The organism is Mycobacteroides sp. H001 (assembly GCF_001440005.1).
Lineage (GTDB): Bacteria > Actinomycetota > Actinomycetes > Mycobacteriales > Mycobacteriaceae > Mycobacterium > Mycobacterium gwanakae.
This window is the reverse complement of sequence record NZ_LJYH01000035.1, coordinates 79,848-98,101: the sequence shown is the minus strand read 5'-3', so window position 1 is coordinate 98,101 and position 18,254 is coordinate 79,848. Positions and strand designations below refer to the sequence as shown.

At 63.3% G+C, this 18,254-nt stretch carries 8 protein-coding genes; 5 read left to right on the top strand and 3 right to left on the bottom strand.

Features of this window, described 5'->3' with window-relative positions; genetic code table 11:
• Nucleotides 1-12: 12 nt before the first annotated feature.
• Together AOT83_RS17685 and AOT83_RS17680 are read right to left on the bottom strand one after the other, a co-directional pair.
• Nucleotides 13-4,572: a non-ribosomal peptide synthetase gene (locus AOT83_RS17685; RefSeq protein ID WP_057964703.1), complete on the bottom strand. Its 4,560-nt coding sequence runs from the start codon at nt 4,570-4,572 to the stop codon at nt 13-15.
• Nucleotides 4,569-9,608, bottom strand: coding sequence for a non-ribosomal peptide synthetase (locus AOT83_RS17680; protein ID WP_057964702.1), 5,040 nt, complete (start codon nt 9,606-9,608; stop codon nt 4,569-4,571). Before AOT83_RS17680 ends, AOT83_RS17685 begins: the two co-directional genes overlap by 4 nt.
• A 229-nt stretch (nt 9,609-9,837) precedes the next feature.
• On the opposite strand from AOT83_RS17680, the gene AOT83_RS17675 reads away from it, so the two are divergent.
• The 5 genes from AOT83_RS17675 to AOT83_RS26945 are packed head-to-tail and all read left to right on the top strand — an operon-like array spanning nt 9,838 to nt 16,115.
• Nucleotides 9,838-10,602: an alpha/beta fold hydrolase gene (locus tag AOT83_RS17675; RefSeq protein WP_057964701.1), complete on the top strand. Its 765-nt coding sequence runs from the start codon at nt 9,838-9,840 to the stop codon at nt 10,600-10,602.
• Nucleotides 10,603-10,609: 7 nt separating this feature from the next.
• Nucleotides 10,610-11,956, top strand: a complete 1,347-nt coding sequence (locus AOT83_RS17670) for a polyketide synthase (protein ID WP_256364559.1) — start codon at nt 10,610-10,612, stop codon at nt 11,954-11,956.
• Nucleotides 11,949-15,041, top strand: coding sequence for a nocobactin polyketide synthase NbtC (gene nbtC / locus AOT83_RS17665; protein WP_157858386.1), 3,093 nt, complete (start codon nt 11,949-11,951; stop codon nt 15,039-15,041). Before AOT83_RS17670 ends, nbtC begins: the two co-directional genes overlap by 8 nt.
• A gap of 36 nt (nt 15,042-15,077) precedes the next feature.
• Nucleotides 15,078-15,557 carry an MbcA/ParS/Xre antitoxin family protein gene (locus AOT83_RS17660; protein WP_081343680.1) on the top strand — a complete coding sequence of 160 codons (480 nt, stop codon included), beginning with the start codon at nt 15,078-15,080 and terminating at the stop codon, nt 15,555-15,557.
• Nucleotides 15,558-16,115, top strand: a complete 558-nt coding sequence (locus AOT83_RS26945) for an RES family NAD+ phosphorylase (protein WP_081343681.1) — start codon at nt 15,558-15,560, stop codon at nt 16,113-16,115.
• Nucleotides 16,116-16,118: 3 nt separating this feature from the next.
• Here the strand turns inward: AOT83_RS26945 and AOT83_RS17650 are convergent, their stop codons facing one another.
• The gene (locus AOT83_RS17650) at nt 16,119-18,059 is read right to left on the bottom strand and encodes a heavy metal translocating P-type ATPase (protein WP_057964755.1); all 1,941 of its coding nucleotides are present in this window, start codon (nt 18,057-18,059) and stop codon (nt 16,119-16,121) included.
• Nucleotides 18,060-18,254 lie beyond the last annotated feature (195 nt).

Below are 18,254 nucleotides of genomic sequence, written 5' to 3'. Positions count from 1 at the left end.
GTCTTCCTGTCGCTATCCGTCGAGTGCCTGAGCCAGCGCGGCAACGCTTCGTTGCCACAGCCGCGCCAGCTGGTCGGCATCTTCCGAGGTGAAAAGGTTTGAACTCCACTGCCAGTTGGTGACCAACTGAGGCCCCTCGGCGGTCGTCATCACCGCAGCGCCGATGTTGATGCCGAATCGCAGGGGTAGATCCGGTTCGGAGTCCGGAGGCACAGCGAGGCTTCGCACATCCGTGATGAGGGACCACGGCTGGTCATCGATCCCGCTGATATCCATCCGGCCCACGTAATTGAACTGGATCTGCGGATCCCGTGCCGCGACCAGCTCAGCATTGCGCTCCGCATAGCGGAGCAAGCCATAGTCCAGTCCCTGATTCGGGATCTCGCCGAGACACGCGGCGACCGCCGCCAAGAGCCGCCCGGCCGCGTCGCGGTCGTTCTCCGCCCGGTCGATGTCTATCGCCGACTCGCCCGCGCCGACACGAACCGGGTAGATGGTAGTGAACCAGCCCACGGTGCCGCTGGTGTCGGTGTCCAACTCGGAGTCGGCCCTGCCGTGTCCCTCCAACGAGACCAAAGTGCCTGCGGCCGAGTCTTGTCCACGCTGTGCTCGCCAACTTGCCACCGTGACCGCCAGCGCCGCCAAGAGAAATCCATAAACACCTTCGGGCTTGTTCAGCGAGGCTAACAGGCGCGCGGTGGTATCCACAGGTGTCGGTACTGAAGTGGTTTGCAGGGTCCCCCAGGTGTCGCGCTCTGGATCTGCATGCCGTGATCCGAGTTCCGGATCCGGACCGGATATTTGTGTGATCCAGTAGTCACGTTGACGTGAGACGTCCTCGCTGGACGCCCGCTGCTGCATCAGCTGACTCCACCGGCGATACGAGGTGAATTCCATGGGAGCCTTGGGCACACCACCGGATGCCACCGCATGCCACGCGTCGGCGAGGTAACCCAACACAATGTGCCAGGACACGACGTCCATCGCCAGATGATGGACGGTCAACAGCAAGGCGTCACCCGATTCTGCATCCGCGAGCCAGGTTGCCCGAACCATGGCACCCGACCGCGGATCCAGGGCATCGAAAGCGTCCCGCGCGGCCGCGGTGATCGCGGCGTGAGCAGCTTCGCCTACAGGCAGTTCCACGCGGCTGAGCACGCTCTCGGCACGCACCGTCCCGGCTTCGCGGGTGACCACGCGCGGGCCGTCGGGGGTGTCCACCAGGGTCGACCGCAACATGGCAAATCCATCAAGAAGCAGTTGGAGCATCTGCTCTATCCGCCGACTGTCGATGCCCTCGGGCAGCCGGACAAGCACCGACAGCGAGAGCCGACGGTATGTTTCACTCTCGTACATCCAGGACACCACCGGCAACGGCGGAACTTCGCCATAATCGGGTTCTCCCGCAAGCGAATCAATGCCTTCAGAACGGTTGGACCGATCGGCTCGTTCGTCGATGAGGGCCGCAAGCTGTCGAATTGTTGGCGCGGCCAACACCATCCGCGGGGTAATCATCAGGTCGCGCTTACGCGCCTTGTTGACCAACGAGATCGCGACGATGCTGTCAACCCCGAGCGAGAAGAAGTCTTCATCGATACCCGGCGCCGTTCCGTCAAACAGTTCGGCACAGCAGTCACACAGCGCGCATTCGGTGGTGGTAGCGGGTTGTGCCCCGTCGCCCCCGGAGCCGCCTCCCGACAGTGCATCCAGCGCAAGCCGCTCAAGCACGTCACCGTCCAACTTGCCATTCACCGTGACGGGCAGCCGCTCAAGCACGACCAAACGCGATGGCATCATGTACGACGGCAGTCGATCGGCGAGCCTCATCGCAGTCCGAGTGGTATCGAACTGGGCCAGTTCCTGTTGGGGCACAATGAAACCCACAAGGCTCGCGCCGCCGGCGCGGCGCACCACGGCCACTGCGGCGGTCTGCACACCCGGCTGCAGACGCAGCGCCGATTCAATCTCGCCGACCTCGACCCGGTAACCGCGGATCTTCACCTGGGAATCGGCCCGGCCCAGATATGCGAAGCCGCCATGAGGTAAGCGGCGCACCAGATCACCCGTCCGGTACATGCGTTGCCCAGGCCGCTGGGGGTCGGCAACAAAGGCACTAGCCGTCACCGCCGGTTTTCCCGCATAGCCGCGCGCCAGCTGGGCCCCGGCAAGGTACAGCTCGCCCACGGCTCCATCCGGCACCGGCCTCAGCCGTGAATCCAGCACATAGCCGGCCATCCCCTGATTCGGCGTGCCGATGGTGGGCGCCGGATAGTCCTTCACCCCTGCGACAACCGCTTCGACTGTGGTTTCCGTTGGGCCATAGCAGTTGTAGACAGCGGTCTCGGTCAACGCGCTCAGACGGTCCCACAAGGCGGCCTCAATGGCCTCGCCACCCAGCGCCAGCACGGGAAGCTCCCGATCCAGCAGCCCGGCGGCGGACAACTGCGCCAGCATCGACGGCGTGGTATCGATCATGTCGATGCCGTGCTCGACCATGCCCTGCACCAGTCGGTGCGCGTCCCGCATGGCCTCGGCGTCGAACAGGTGCACGGAGTGCCCATCCAATAGACCGATCAACGGCTGCCATGAGGCATCGAAGCTCAGTGACCAGGCGTGGGCGATCCGAAGCTTGCGCCCCAATCGGGCGGTGGCCGGACGATAGACTCGATCACGATGGTCGGCAGCGTAATTCATCAGCGCACCGTGTGTGCCGATGACGCCCTTGGGCTCACCCGTGGATCCGGAGGTAAAGATGAGATAGGCGCTCTGGTCAGGGTGCCTGGAGATCGCAGGAGCCTCCGCAGGCTGATGTGAGATCCGCTCCGCGGTCACAGGATCGCCAAGCACTACCGCCGGGTGCTGCGCCCCCGCGAGGTCGCCATGCTCGGTAATGGTGATGACAAGTTTCGGATCAGATTGGCGCAGAATCGATTCGATACGTGCCGCAGGTAGCCCCATGTCGATGGGAACGTATGCCGCACCGGCGGCCAGTACCCCAAGGATGGCAATAATCGACTCGACGGAGCGCGGAAGTGCCAGCGCCACCGTCATTTCAGACCCCACGCCATGTTCGACGAGTTCATTCGCCAACCTGCACGCGGCGGCATGCAACTGTGCGTAGGTGTAGCTTTCTTTGGCCCCCGTCGTCAGGGCGACGGCATCGGGCTGACTCATCACTTGCCGCTCGAAGAGCTTCCACACCGAATCCACTGACGCATCTGCCGCGGATGCCGTGACGGCAATCTCCACCCGCTCGCCCGAGGTCAGGACATCAATGGCTCCTGGGGTCGCATCGCCGATATCCGGCAATTGACGTAACACAGAAACCAGCCGCTCGCCGACACTCGCTCCCGAAAAGTACTGCAGCGCTTCGGGAATCGCCTCGATCATCACCAACAGCGATTCGCCAAGCATATGCGAAACCACCGTTAGCGGATAGTGCGCCAAACTTTCCATCTCCACCGGGCGGAAGCGGGCACCGTCGGCCATCTCGACCTCTTGCACCGCGTCGCCGATCGGGGCGTTCTCGAAGACGAACAGGGTGTCGAACAACGCTGCACTACCCTCGGCCCGTTGCAGCGCAGAAAGGCTCAGATATCCGATATCACGCATCGCCGCCGCTTCGCGCTGCAACTGCGCACACTGTTCGATGACCGACATCGAGTAGTCGATGTGGTGCACCATCGGCACCGAGTTGATGAAAAGCCCGACCATCCGTTCGACATCGGGAAGTTCCTTGGGCCGCCCAGACACGATGGTGCCGAACACCACATCGGTGCGATCCGTCAGCCTGCCGAGCACCAGGGCCCAGGCGAAGGCCGTCACGGTGTTCAGGGTGAGCCCGTTAGCGGCCGACCACTGACGAAGACGCGCGGTTTCCGCTGGGGTCAAAAGGAATTGCGATTTCTCAGGCACACTCTCATGTGCGGCGACAACACCATCGGCCAGCATGAGTGGTCCGGACACGGTTCCGAGATAGCGCGTCCACCGCTCGGTCGCAGCGGTGGTGTCCTGCGCGTTGAGCCACGCGATGTAATCACGGTACGGGCGAACCTTCGGCAATCCGTCGACAGATCCGGCCGCCTGATACGCAGCGAGCAGCTCGGAGAAGAAGATGGCGATCGCCCAACCATCCATGAGTATGTGATGGGTGGTGACGATCATCCGGCGATGTACGCCACCGGGCACCGTGAGAAGCAGGATGCGTATCGCCGGACCCTTGCCCAGATCAAACGGGCGGCGGCGTTCCGCCAACGCGATGTCGTCGAAATCCGTCGTCCGTGCCTCACGCTCCTCCCACGGGATGTCCGCGTGGGAAGGCACGATCTGCACAGGCTTGGGCAACCCGCGATCCCAGAATGCGGCGCGCAGATTGGGATGCCGTGTCAGGAGCGCCTGCGCGCTGCGGTGCAGCAGATCGACGTCGAGCTCTCCCTCGATATCTGCAACGAACTGCATGCTGTACAGGTCGACGCTCTCATCGGCCAGCTGGGAAAGCGCAAAAAAGCCCTCCTGCAAGGGACTTAGCGCCAGCACGTCCTCGATCTGCGCTTGCTGGTCGGTACCGGTCACGACTGCGCCTGCCAGGATGCGGTGAGCTCAGCGAGCGCTTCGGCGCTCAGACCGGAAGCACTCATCGGAGCACTGTGCTCCATTTCGGCTTCGGAATTCGAATTCGTTTCTGCCGCAACATTGTCAGCAGCGTCGACGGCACCCGCGAGTTGAGAGATGGTCGCACATTCGAACACCATTTGCGGAGTCATCGCCAACCCACGTTCAGCGGCACGCGTCGACCATTGGATGGAGATGACACTGTCTCCACCAAGGGCGAAGAAGTTGTCCTCCGGGTCGATATCACTAATCTCCAGCAGCTCTTCCAGGATGCCGATAAGCGCGAGTTTGGTCTCCTCGGACCCCTCACTCACCGGTGCCGCGGCACGTTCGTGCGCGGCGGCAGGCGCCGCCAGCAGTCGTTCCAGCACATCGGCGGGCAGCAGCACAACCTCAGAAAGACGTACGTCCTGATCCGTGGCGAACGCATCGAACGCCGCGTCCAGCGCCCGCGCGATCAGTCCCGTCGTCTCGGGGTCGTATAGATCTGCGTTGGCCACCACCGAAACGTCGAGGCCGCCCGACGGGGTGACGTTCAGCGCGAAGTTCAGATCCAGATAGGAGACGTCCACCTCCATGGGCAGTGGTACCAATGAGGTCTCGCCAGAACCTGTCAGATCTCGCGCCTCCGTACCCCAATCCGCACCACGGAAATTCACCATGGTCTGGAACAACGGATTCCAAGACAGGGAACGCGGTGGATTGATGGCCTCTACGAGTTTCTCGATGGGCAGTTCCTGGTGTGCATGCGCGTTGAGGGTGGCATCACGGCTTCGCTGCAATACCTCGCCCAGTGTCGGGTCCTCGGACAAATCGTTTCGCAGCGCCACCATATTGGCGAACAAGCCCACAAGATTCGCGACATCGGGGTGCACCCGGGCCGCAACCGGGCTACCGATCACGATGTCCGTACCACCACCGAGGCGATGCAGGGTGGCGGCCAATGCCGCCTGGTAGACCATGAACTCGGTGACACCATGCAGCTCGGCCATCCGAGTCAGTGCCTGCCTACGCTCGGGCGCGACGGTGAACTTTTCAACCTCACCACGTTTTCCGAGAATCTGCGGCCGCGCACGATCATGTGCCACCGCGATCTCGACGGGTATCCCAGCCAGCAGCTCGCGCCAGTAAGTGACCTCGGCCTGACCGAACTCGCTCTCGGCACCGAACGCATCGCGCTGCCACAGGACATAGTCCGCGTACTGCACCGGTTGCGGATCCCACTGTGGTGCCTGGCCCGTCGCTCGGGCACGGTACGCGGCCACAAGATCATCGACGATCACGGTGAATGAGACATGGTCCACCACCAGGTGATGCACAGCCAGGGCAAGCACGTGCTGCTCGGCACTCAGCTCCACAATCGAAGGACGAAACAGCGGCTCGGATTCCAGCCCGAAAATATGGTGTCGCAGCTCGTCCAGGGTGTCCGTAAGGTTGTCCGGATCCGTCCGGAGGATCGGAACCGACAGCTCTCGCGACGGATGCACGATCTGATACGGCCCACCCTCATGAATCGCAAAATTGGTGCGTAGCATCTCGTGCCGGGCAACCACGTCGTTGAGGGCGGCGATCAGGGCCGGTGTCTGCAAGGGACCGTCGAAGCGCAATGCCAGCCACATGTTGCCGATATCGGTAACACCCTCCATCTGACACTCGAACCACATCGACAGCTGGGACGAGGACAGCGGGAGACGTTCCGGGCGGACAGCTTGGACGAGATCCGGACGACCGTCCTGGGGAGCGACCTCCATCTCTTCGGAGTCATCGAGATCCAGCTCGTCGAGCTCGATCTCGAACTCCTCGCGGAAGTACGTAACGAGCTCGGCAGCGAGCCCCGCCGGAGTAGGGCTGTCGAAGACCGTGCGCACGGTCAGGTCGATGCCGAACTGAGCACGGATCTGCGCGACGAGGCGCGCAGCCAACAGCGAGTGACCGCCCAGCTCGAAGAACGAGTCATCGGCGCTGATCTGCTCCCGCCCGAACAGATGCGAGAAGATCGCACACATCCGGCGTTCAGTAGGCGTGGCAGGAGCCAGAAACACCCTCTCCGCCATCGTTTCTGGGGCGGGTAGCGCCCGCTTATCAAGCTTGCCGCTGGTGGTCAGGGGAATCTCGGGAATGACCGCGAATGCGCTCGGCACCATGTAAGCCGGCAACGTTTCCTGAGCCCGGGCGCGCAATTCCTCCAGGTCAATTTCCCCGGCGGGACCATCGGACGCGGGCACGACATAGGCGGCCAGCATCGGCCCCACCTGCGCATCCTCCACCACCGTCACCACACAGCGACCGACCCGCGGATCAGCGCCGATGACACCCTCCACCTCGCCGAGCTCAATGCGGAATCCCCGCACCTTGACTTGCTCGTCAGCGCGGCCCACGAACTCAAGCTCACCAGATACGTTGCGCCGCACCAGGTCACCGGTGCGGTACAGCCGACCCCCGGAACTGAACGGGTCGGCCACGAACCTTTCCGCAGTGAGCACGGGCCTGCCACGATAACCCCGTGCCAGCTGCACACCTCCGAGATACAACTCACCGACAACGCCTGCGGGCACCAGCTGGAGCGCCTCATCCAAAACGTAGGCGTACACATTGCGATTGGGATGGCCTATCGGCACGATCGAATTGCCTTGGGGACCATCAACAGGCATGTATGTCGAACACACCACTGCCTCGGTAGGCCCGTAATGATTCCTCAGCTCAGCGTCGAACATGACGGCGAACTTGTCCGCCACCTCACCCGGAAGCGCTTCACCACCAACCGGAATGTGCCTCAGCCCGCGCAGCTCACGAGCCTCCGGCAACAACATCACCGAATTGAGCAGGGACGGCACCATGTGTAGCACCGTCACGCCTCGACGACGGACCAGGTCGATCACATACCCGATGTCGGAGAATGGATTCGGTTTGGGAAGGACAAGCTGCGCTCCCAAGGACAAGGGGCACAGGATGTCGGCCAACGAGGCATCGAAACTGACCGAGGTCGACTGCAGCATCCGATCCTCAGCAGTCATACTCCAGTCGACCATGAAGGACACCACATGCTCGGCAATCGCCTCATGCGCGACGGCAACCCCCTTGGGCCGTCCGGTGGACCCGGACGTGTAGATCACATAGGCCAGGCTCTCGGGCAGCAACGGGCGCAGCCGGTCCGTGTCGGCGACTTCGGTGTCGGAGAGATTGGCGGCCCTTTCCTCTGCGACCTGAAACTCGCTTGTACCCCACACAATCCGGGGATTCGCATCGGCGGTCAGGTACTCGATTCGATCCTCGGGAAGCGCGGGATCGATGGGCATGTACGCCGCGCCCGACTTGAGGACCGCGAACATCGCGACGATGAACTCGACCGACGTCGACATCTGGAGGGCAATCACATCCTCCGTACCAACCCCTTGGCCGATAAGCCATCGCGCGACACGATTCGCGCGACGATGCAGTGCCTCATAGGTGAGTTCCAACTCATCAGACACCACAGCTAGGGCATCCGGTGTTGTCCGAGCCGCTTCTTGAAGAACGTTCACGAGCGTCGTGCGCGGGACATCGGACAGCGCTCCGCGTGACTGCGCCAGCACCACCGAACGCTCTTCGTCGCTAAAGGGATCCAGCCGTGCGACTGGCTCCCCGGGGCGGGCTAGACCATCCTCAAGCAGCCGCCGATAATGTGCGAGGAGCTGATCCACAAGCCACTGCGGCAGCGCATCAGTCTGATACTCGATCTCCACCATGGTGCCCGACGAATCCGTCGCGATCGCCAGCGCGAGCGGCACTTGCGCGGCACCTCCGTCGAGATCAATTCTGCTGGTCTCCACGCCGGCCAATCGGTATCCGTTGGGATCCTTACGCATACTGAAACCGAGCCGCACCAGATCATCCAGCCCGTCACGGCCGGTCGAGCGACTCGGATTGACCTCGCGCACCACCTCGTCGATCCCAATGCTCTGGTGGCCAAACGCTCCCAGGCACGCCTCACGCACTGCGGCTACGTACGCGGCGAAACCCATACTCGGATCCACGGCAGCCCGCAGCAGCACAGTGTTGCCAAAATAGCCAATTGCCTTTTCCGCGTTGGCCTTGCGCTCCACTACGGGAATGGCGACCAAGAAGTCAGTTGCCCCGGTGTACCGATGAACAAGCGTTCCGAAGGCCGCCAACAGGACCATGAACGGTGTCGCCGAGTGGGCGCGGGCGAACTCCTCCATCCGCCCGGCGGTGTCGGAAGACAACGGGATTGCTCGCCGCCGCGCCCTTCGGGAGGCCGGGTTTGACGGCGAGGAGCCCGGAAGGTCCAGGGAATCCGGAAGGGGCGTCAGCGACTGACGCCAGTAGTCGATGCCGACATCCGACGTCTGGGACTCGACCGCACCCACCACCATGAATTGAGGGGCATCGCCCTCAACTGGGCGGGAGTTGTAGTAGTCGCTCAGCTCGGTGAAGAACACCTCCCAGGAATTGTCGTCGAAGCCGATGTGGTGCACCACCAACAGCAGCACGAACTCCTGTGCATCCATGCGGAGTAGCGTGATCCGTAGCGGCGGTTCGACGGTCAGGTCGAACGGGCGGCCAAGCTCACGCTCGGCCAGCGCCCGAAATTCCCGCTCCCGAGCACTGTCCTCAAGATTCCCTAAATCTATAGTGGTCCAGGGAAGTTCGACATCTTCGGTGAAGACCTGATACGGCTCTCCGGCGGCGTCAACACCATACGTAGTGCGCAAAATGTCGTGGCGCCGGATGATCGCCGCGAAGGCGCCGCGCAACCGAGTCTCATCGAGAGAACCGCGCATCCGATGCGCAACACCGACATTCAGCGACGTGTCAGCCTCATCCTTGACCTGCAGGAACCACATGCGTCGCTGTCCTGGCGCGAGTTCGCGCCGCTCGCCCGCTTGTACTCGCGGTGCCACATTGGTGGCGGCTTGCGCCGCAACGCCACTTTCGGCGAGCCGTTTGCGCAGCAGCTCCCGTCGGCGGTCCAGTGCGGACAACTGTTCGCCGCTCATCGGGCGTCACCGCCAAGGACGAAAGCCTGGAATCCGAACGACTCCGCGCGCATGAAACGAACCACCTCAATCTAGGAACTATGCCTAGCCTTACCTTAATGTCTGTCCGCAGCAGCGAGTGACGGCCCATGGGTGCTGTCAATCACCACGCTCGGAATGCGAGCTGCATACCCAACGGCGGGTTACGTTAGGCTAATCTAACTATCTGCAAGCTGGAAGGAAGCTCGACGTGGATCGCAAACTCGGATGGATCAGGCAGTTCCACAAGCCAGAGTCACCCGATGCACCATTGCTCCTGCTCTTTCCGCACGCAGGCGCTGGAGCTTCGGCATATCGCGCACTTTCGAAAGCCTCAACAGCAAATTTCAATGTCCTTATCTTCCAATACCCCGGGCGCCAAGATCGCGCGGGTGAGCCGGCCTTGCCGACGCTTCCCGATATAGCGGCGGGAGCCTTCGCCGAGTTCCAGTCGTCGGAGCACAATCGCGGCCTTCCGATCCATACGTTCGGCCACAGCATGGGCGCGGTGATCTCGTTCGAGTTCGTGAGGCTGGCCGAGTCCGCAGGGCTGGACGTGCACCACATGACCGTCTCCTCGGCGGTGGCGCCGTGCAATATCGCCGACAAGCCCGCCCTACCGACCGACGACGATTCGGTACTGGCACACATGGGAGCCCTCGACGGTACGAATTCCGCGATCATGGGCAATCTCGACGTCATGCGGATGGCGCTGCCGGTCATAAAGGGCGACTACCAGGCTTTCAATGGATACAGCTGTACAGAAGACGTCAAGGTGGCCGCGCCTATTCATTCGATCGGTGGCGACCAGGATCCCATGATCACCATGCGCGACCTGTATGGCTGGGGCAAACACAGCGACGAACTAGATGTGACGCTGTTCGACGGCGGACACTTCTTCCTGAATTCGCAGACCGAGGCCCTGGCTGAGCTGCTGAACGCTAACACCACCCGCGCGACTTCTCCGCAGGGATAGGGACACTGTGACATCAACTCCTCCAGTAACTTCTAGCGCCGAGTCCGATCCCGTCGTCATCTCTGGGATGGCGATTGAAGCCCCCGGCGGAGTCAACACTCCCGGGGCATTTTGGAATGCCCTCGCAGACGGTCGTGAGCTCATCGGCCCCTTCCCTCGCGATCGCGAGTGGCCCATCGATGAACTGCTGTCGCTGTCCACCCTCGAAGGTTGGGGCCGGGTCTCCGACGCCGGCGGATTCCTCACCGAAGCAAAGACTTTCGATCCGGCCTTCTATGGCTTTACGCAGCGCGAGGCCGTTGCAGTAGATCCACAACAGCGCGTTGGAATGCGGGTCGCTTGGCGGGCTCTGGAAAACGCTGGCCTCAATCCAAGCGATTTAGACGGCGCCGAAGCCGCGTGTTTCATCGGCGCCTCACCCAACGAATACGGCCCGCGTGTGGGTGAAATGAACGTCTACACGGGTCACCGCGCAGTCGGCGCAGGACAGCTGGGCGTCGCGGGCAGAATCTCGCATGGTCTGGGACTGGTCGGGCCGTCCATGTGTATTGACTCCGCGTGCGCATCGTCTTTGGCTGCACTACATCTCGCAGCCTCTTCAGTGCGTGCAGACGAATGCGAATGGGCTCTGGCGGGCGGGGTCTGCGTCATGGGTTCCCCGGGTGCGTTCTATGAGTTCTCCAGACTCCACGCACTCGATCCCGACGGACACTGCCGGGCATACTCCGATGAGGCCAATGGCACCCTCTGGGGTGAAGCCGTGGGAATGGTTGTGCTGGAGCGTGAATCGCGCGCACGAGCCATGGGACATCGGGTGTACGGACGCATCATGGCCATCCGCACCAACCACAACGGCCGGGGTAAGCCCATTCTGGTGCCGCGTGGACGCGCGCAAGCAAAGCTGGTCGCCGCGACCATCGCCGCATCCGGTGTCGACCCGGCGGATATCGGAATGCTCGAAGGACATGGCACCGGAACGCGCGCCGGGGACCCGCTTGAGATTTTTGCGCTGCAGAGCACCTACGGCGCCGGTGGGTCCAATGCGCTTCTCGGATCGGCGAAATCCAATGCCGGACACGCACAATCGGCCGCCGGAATGGTGGGCCTGATCAAGCTGCTGTTGGCCGGACAGCACGGCCACATCCCGCCGACATTGTTCGCTGACAACCCCACCACCAAGGTCGACTGGTCGATGACCGGGATCCGCCTGGCCACCAAGTTGCACCCGTGGGAGCCGAAGAACGGCATCCGTTACGGCGCGGTCTCGTCGTTCGGCGCCGGCGGCGCCAATGCACACGCCATCATCGCGATGCCCGCCAGCGACGCAGAGGGAGACGACGCCGACGATGTCTAGCCACCGTTTGCCCAACGGGACTGTTCCCGTGCTGCTCTCCGCGGACTCCCCCGATGTACTGCGCCGGGAGGCATCGGCCCTTCTTGCCTATGTCCTTGACCATCCGAAAGTCGCCCCGAATCGCATTGCGGGCATGCTCTTTCGGACCCGTACCGCGCGAAGGTACCGCGCACTGATCACCGTCCGAGACCACGACGAACTGGTGTCGGCCCTGCGGGCGGTCATCGCCGGCACGGACCATGCCCGGGTTGTCCGCAACACCGAGCCCGCGACCTCACGTCGGCGGGGATTCGTGTTCCCCGGACAGGGCGGACAACGGCCGGGCATGGGCCGACTCTTCTACGACACGTTCCCGCAGTTCCGCACCGTGGTCGACCACTACTCGGAACTGTTCGATACTCAATTCGGCCGTTCGCCACTGAACTATCTTCTCGACGAGAACTTCCCCACCGATGACTGCGCAAGTGTCGTCCAGCCCGCCCTGTTCACCCAGATGGTGGGCCTGGCAACGCTGTGGCGTTCGGTGGGTGTAGCCCCGAATGTCACCATCGGCCACAGTCAGGGCGAGATCGCCGCGGCGTGCGTTTCCGGCCTCATATCTCCTACCGACGCGGTAACCGTGGTGGGCACCCGATCCCGGATCGCCGACGAGTTCCCGGCCGATGATTACGCGATGGCGGTAATCGCGGCCGATCGTGATACTTGTGAGAATATCCTTGCGCGGCAATCGAGTTGGGCCGAGCTCTCGGTGATCAACTCCCCATCGATGGTGGGGATTTCCGGCCAGCGTGAGACCGTGCACCATATCGTCGAGCGTCTCACCGAGGACGGCGTCTTCGCACGGGTTATCCCGGTGCGCTATCCAGCCCATACCAGCATGATCGCCTCGATCGGTACCGAGATTCGCGAGGCGCTGGCTGAGCGGCTCGCGAATGTCGAGTTCGCGGCCTCCGAAATCGATTGCATCGGAGCCACCCTCGGTGCATCGATTACCGCAGAGCTACCAGTCCATCAGTACTGGTTCTGGAATCTGCGCAACACAGTCCGTTTCGATCGTGCCATCGCCGCCGCGACGGGGGCCCAGGTCGATACCTACATCGAATTGGCAGAGCACCCCACACTGCAGCTCGCTATCCGGGAGAACCTTGCTGCCCTGGACGCCGAGTGCACCGCCTGCGTGGTGGGCACGTCAACTCGGACCGCGACGGATCTGACCGAATTCACCGAAAATCTTGCGAATCTGGCCGTCCACGACCTCGACTATGACTGGGACGCGTTGCGGACCGACGCATCCGAGCCGATATCGCTGCCGCTGCGGGATTTTCCGAATGCTCAGAACGACAACATTGTCTTGTGGCTGTCGTACCGCGGCCCCGAGAGCGGGGTTTCAGCTCCTGCTCCTGCGCAACTCCCCGTAGGAAAAGAGCGCGTTCACCCGACCGCGGATATCTCGGCCCGCCCGCGGCTGCTGCGCGAGACGTGGACCAAGGTGGCCCGGCGCTCGATGATGCCGCCGCGGTCCTACGGATTCATCGATGCCACCGGCGACACCGGACCCCTGATCGAGGCCCTCTGCGAGGGCGCGCCGGACTTTGGATCGTCGGCCCGAATTCTCGACAATGCCGACGAATCCGGAAGCGGCGATGCGGATACCGTCGTGATTGTGCTCTCCCCTGTGGCGCAGCTGGACAACCACGAGACCGCCGATACGGTGGCACAATTCTTCGGCAACCGCACCTGGTGGCCAGAACTGTCCGGTTCAGTCACTGGATGCTGGCTTGTCACCGTGGGAGGTGAGCAGGCCACCGCAGAAGACTCTCCATCGCATCCCGTACCCGCCGCGATCGCCGCCGGTTTCCGCTGCATGGGAACAGAACATCCGGGCATCGCGTTTCGACACCTCGATCTCGGGGCCGACCTCGCGCACCCGGACAGTGCCGGAATCATCCTGGCCGCACTGCAATCGGCGGGTGAATCGGAGTTGGCGCTGCGCACAGACGGCATGTACGCCAAGCGGATCCTCGATATCGATCAAGAGCGCACCGAGGAAGCAGTCACCGCGGTACCGGAGCATGTCGTGATCACCGGCGGCACTGGAAAACTCGGTCAGGAGTTCTGCGAGCACTATGCCCGGCTGGGCACCCGGCAGATCACCCTGATCAGCCGTTCGGGCGAGACCGACACAGTGACCGGACGCCTTGAGGCCATCCGGCGCGGCACCGGTGCCGCGGTCCGTGCGCTGTCCTGCGATGTGACCGATGCGTCTTCCGTCGCCGGGCTCGCAGATCAGCTACGCGACGCACCGGCGAACCTGATCATCCATGCTGCCGTGGACTATTCGGATCTCGCACTCGCCGAAGTGACCACAGAGAAATTCCAACAGGCGTTGCGCGCCAAGGTCGGTGGCATCACAAATGTTCTCGACGCCCTGCCCCGCGCCGATTCCTGTCGCGTCATGTTGTGCTCGTCACTGGCGGCCACCATCGGCGGTAAGGGCCAACTGATGTATGCGGCGGGTAACCGGATGCTGGACGTGCTCGCAGACCACCAGCGTGACGCCGGCCTTGATTGCGTCTCGGTGCAGTGGGGCCAATGGACGGTGCACCTCGATCTCGATGACACGGGTATCGCCAAGTTGGCTGCCACTGGTGTCCATCCGATGCGTCCTGCCGACGCCCTTGCGGTCGGCATGGGAGGGCACATCGGTAACACCCTCGTCGCTGCATTCGACCTCACTCAAGCCCGCGCGATGCTCGACATGTTCGGGTACGGCCCATTGCTCTCCGAACTTGAGGACAACAGCGAGCCCACCGCACCCGACGAGGCCATTCGACGTCCCACGGTGGTGCCCGCGAATCGGTCCAGACACCTGGTGCAGCTGCTCGCCGAGGTGATCGGCGCCGACCACGCCGACTCCATCGACACCGCGATGCCCATGGTCGCGATGGGCCTGGATTCATTGCAGGCGGTGGAGTTTCGCCGGCGCGTGCAGGCTGAACTCAACTTCGAGCTGCCCGTACAGGATCTTCTCGGGGGCGCCTCCGTTGACCACGTGATCGAGACTCTCGCCACCCAGACACGCTGACCTTTACCCAACAAACTTGTTGGGTACACTGGTGGCATGGCAGCGACACGACGTGGCACCACCGGCAAGGCCGTTGTGGCGTCCGGGCCCGCGAAGAAGCGTGCGTCAACGACAAGCCGATCGGTGAGCACCCCCCAACGTGTGGTCGTCGGCAATCTGGCGATCGCCACACAGCCCGCGGACGATCCGCTCGCCCCGCTTCGGGTGTCATACCTGGTGGATGCCGTGGGGGGAGCCGCCCAGTTGGCCCGGATCATCGGAGTAAACCGATCGCAGCCATCACGATGGATCTCCGGTGAGGAACGACCTGGCGGCCGCACCGCCCCACTCATCATCGACCTCGAGCATGTGGTGTCCCGGGCCCGTCTGGTGTGGGGCGACCCGGCATCGACAACGTGGCTGGAGAGTGCGAACAGCTATCTCGGGGGCGCACGCCCCCTGGACGTATTGTTGAGCGAGGGGCCTGGTCGGGTCCTGGATGCGCTGGATGCGGTTACCGCAGGGTCCTTTTCATAGATGCTGGCATACCGGATCTTCCCGTATCTCGCCAACGCGAAGACGGGACAACCTGGGCATCCGCTGTATCAGCACCGGCCGCAACGCGGTGGTCGAATCGATCATCCCGACTACTACGTCTGGTATCTGGGAACACGACCCGAGGTGGCTTGCGGGGAGGTGTTCGGCGATCTACAGGTCTGGGACGACTCGATACTGGAGTTCCCCCTACTGGGTGCGCGCAGGGCCCTCGGGGTGTTCAGTCTGCCCGATGACCTCCGGGTGTGCGATCTCGATGATGCGAAACAACTTGTCAGGCTTGGACTTCGCCCCACTCAAGTAGTCGCGCGTAATCTCGCCATCACCCAGGCATGGGGACATCAGATCTGGTCGGAGACCATGGCCGACGGTGCGGATCAGCGATGGCAGGCCGTCCGATGGTGGTCATACCATCGCCCGTCGTGGCCGGTACTGGCGAGCTGGCTCCGTCCGAAACTGGAGCAGGTAGAACTCCTGGACCTCGACCACCCGGCCATCATCGACGCGGCGGCGGCGCTGACCCGTCCGATCGCCCGCTGACGTCTAGAGCCCCAGGATTCTTCGCACGGATTGTTCCGGACGAAGATCCAAGCGGCGCAGTAGCTGTGCGTTGAGCGCGACCACCACGGTGGATGCCGACATCAGGATGGCCCCCACACTCATCGGCAGCACGAATCCGATCGGCGCGAGCACACCCGCCGCCAACGGAACCGAGATCAGGTTGTATCCGGCTGCCCACCAAAGGTTTTGCTTCATCTTGCGGTAGCTGGCACGCGACAACTCGATAACCGAGAGCACCGATCGCGGATCGGAGCTGCCCAGGATGACGCCGGCCGATGCGATCGCGACATCGGTTCCAGCTCCGATCGCGATACCCACATCGGCTTGCGCCAACGCGGGAGCGTCGTTGACGCCGTCACCGACCATCGCGACGGTATGCCCTTCGGACTGCAGCTGAGCCACCGCCGACGCCTTGTCCTCCGGCCGCACCTCGGCGAAGACCCGGTCCACACCGAGTTCGGCCGCCACCGTGTTGGCCACGGCATGTGCGTCACCGGTGATCATGACCACCGATACACCCAGCCTGTGTAGCGCCTCGACGGTGTCACGGGACTCCGGCCGGATGTCATCGGCCAAGCGCAGCGCGCCGGCAACCTGCCCGTCGGTCAGCACATGCAGAATGATCGCACCTTCGGTACGCCATCTGTCGGCGATCGGTAGCTCTTGCGCACCATGCCTTTTCAGTAAAGCAGGGCCACCCACGGCGACCTGCACGCCTGCGACGTCCGCGGTGACCCCCAGGGCAGGCTCGGAGGAAAAGCCGCTCGCGGCAACGATCGGCAGTCCCCGTCTGCGAGCGGCCTCCACGATGGCGCGAGCCAGTGGATGCTCGCTGTCGGTCTCGGCCGCGGCCGCCAGCCCCAACACGGTGTCGGCATCGCGTCCGTCGGCAGGTTCGACACCCGTCACGGTGGGGGCACCCTTGGTCAGCGTTCCGGTCTTGTCGAACAGCACGACGTCCACGGTGCGCATCTGCTCCAGGGCCAGGCGGTCTTTCACCAATACCCCGCCCCGGGCCGCACGCTCGGTGGCGATGGAGACGACCAGAGGAATGGCCAGACCCAACGCATGCGGGCAGGCGATCACCAGCACCGTGATGACGCGGACCACTGCGGTGTCGGGCTCCCCCAGGATCGTCCAGGCCACGGCAGTCAGCGCGGCAGCACCCAGAGCGAACCAGAACAGCCATCCCGCAGCGGTATCGGCGATCCGTTGCGCGCGCGAGCTGGAGGCCTGCGCATCGGCGACCAGCCGCTGGATCCCGGCCAGCGTGGTGTCATCACCGACCGCGGTGACTTCCACCCGCAGGCCCGAATCGGTGGCCACGGTTCCGGCAACCACCTGATCGCCGATCTGACGGCGCACCGGATGCGACTCCCCCGTCACCATCGATTCGTCCAGATGGGCACTGCCCTCGGTGATTCGGCCGTCGGCGGGCACCGAGCCACCCGGACGCACGACAACGATGTCACCGACCCGAAGATCGGCCGGCGCGACGGGCACCACCGCATCCCCCTCGACGCGTTCGGCACTATCGGGCAGCAGTGCTGCCAGCGAGTCGAGCGCCGACGTAGTCTGCGCCAGCGACCGCATCTCGATCCAGTGCCCCAGCAGCATGATCACCACCAGCAGCGCCAGCTCCCACCAGAAATTGAGCTGGTGATCGATCAGGCCGAGACTGGCGCCCCACGATGCGACAAAGGCCACCGTGATCGCCAGGCCAATCAACAGCATCATTCCCGGCCTGCGTCCGCGCACCTCGGCGACCGCCCCGGTCAGGAAGGGCTTGCCGCCCCAGAAGTAAATAACGGTGCCGAGAATCGGCGATATCCACGGGATCCAGCCGGTGGTGGGCAGTCGGTAGCCGATGACCATCGCAAACATGTCGTTGAACGCGACCACCGGCACCGAGAGCCCCAACATGATCCAGAACAACCTGCGGAACTGCCCAACATGATCACCATGGCCGCCATGGTCATGATGCTGATGGCCGGTGTGATCCGAACCGGCCGCGCCGCCATGCCCGCCATGGTGATCCGAGTCGCATGTTGCGGCCGGCGCGTGAGACGACGGATGGTCAGGGTGATCCATATGCGGACTCATACCCCCGATTAAATA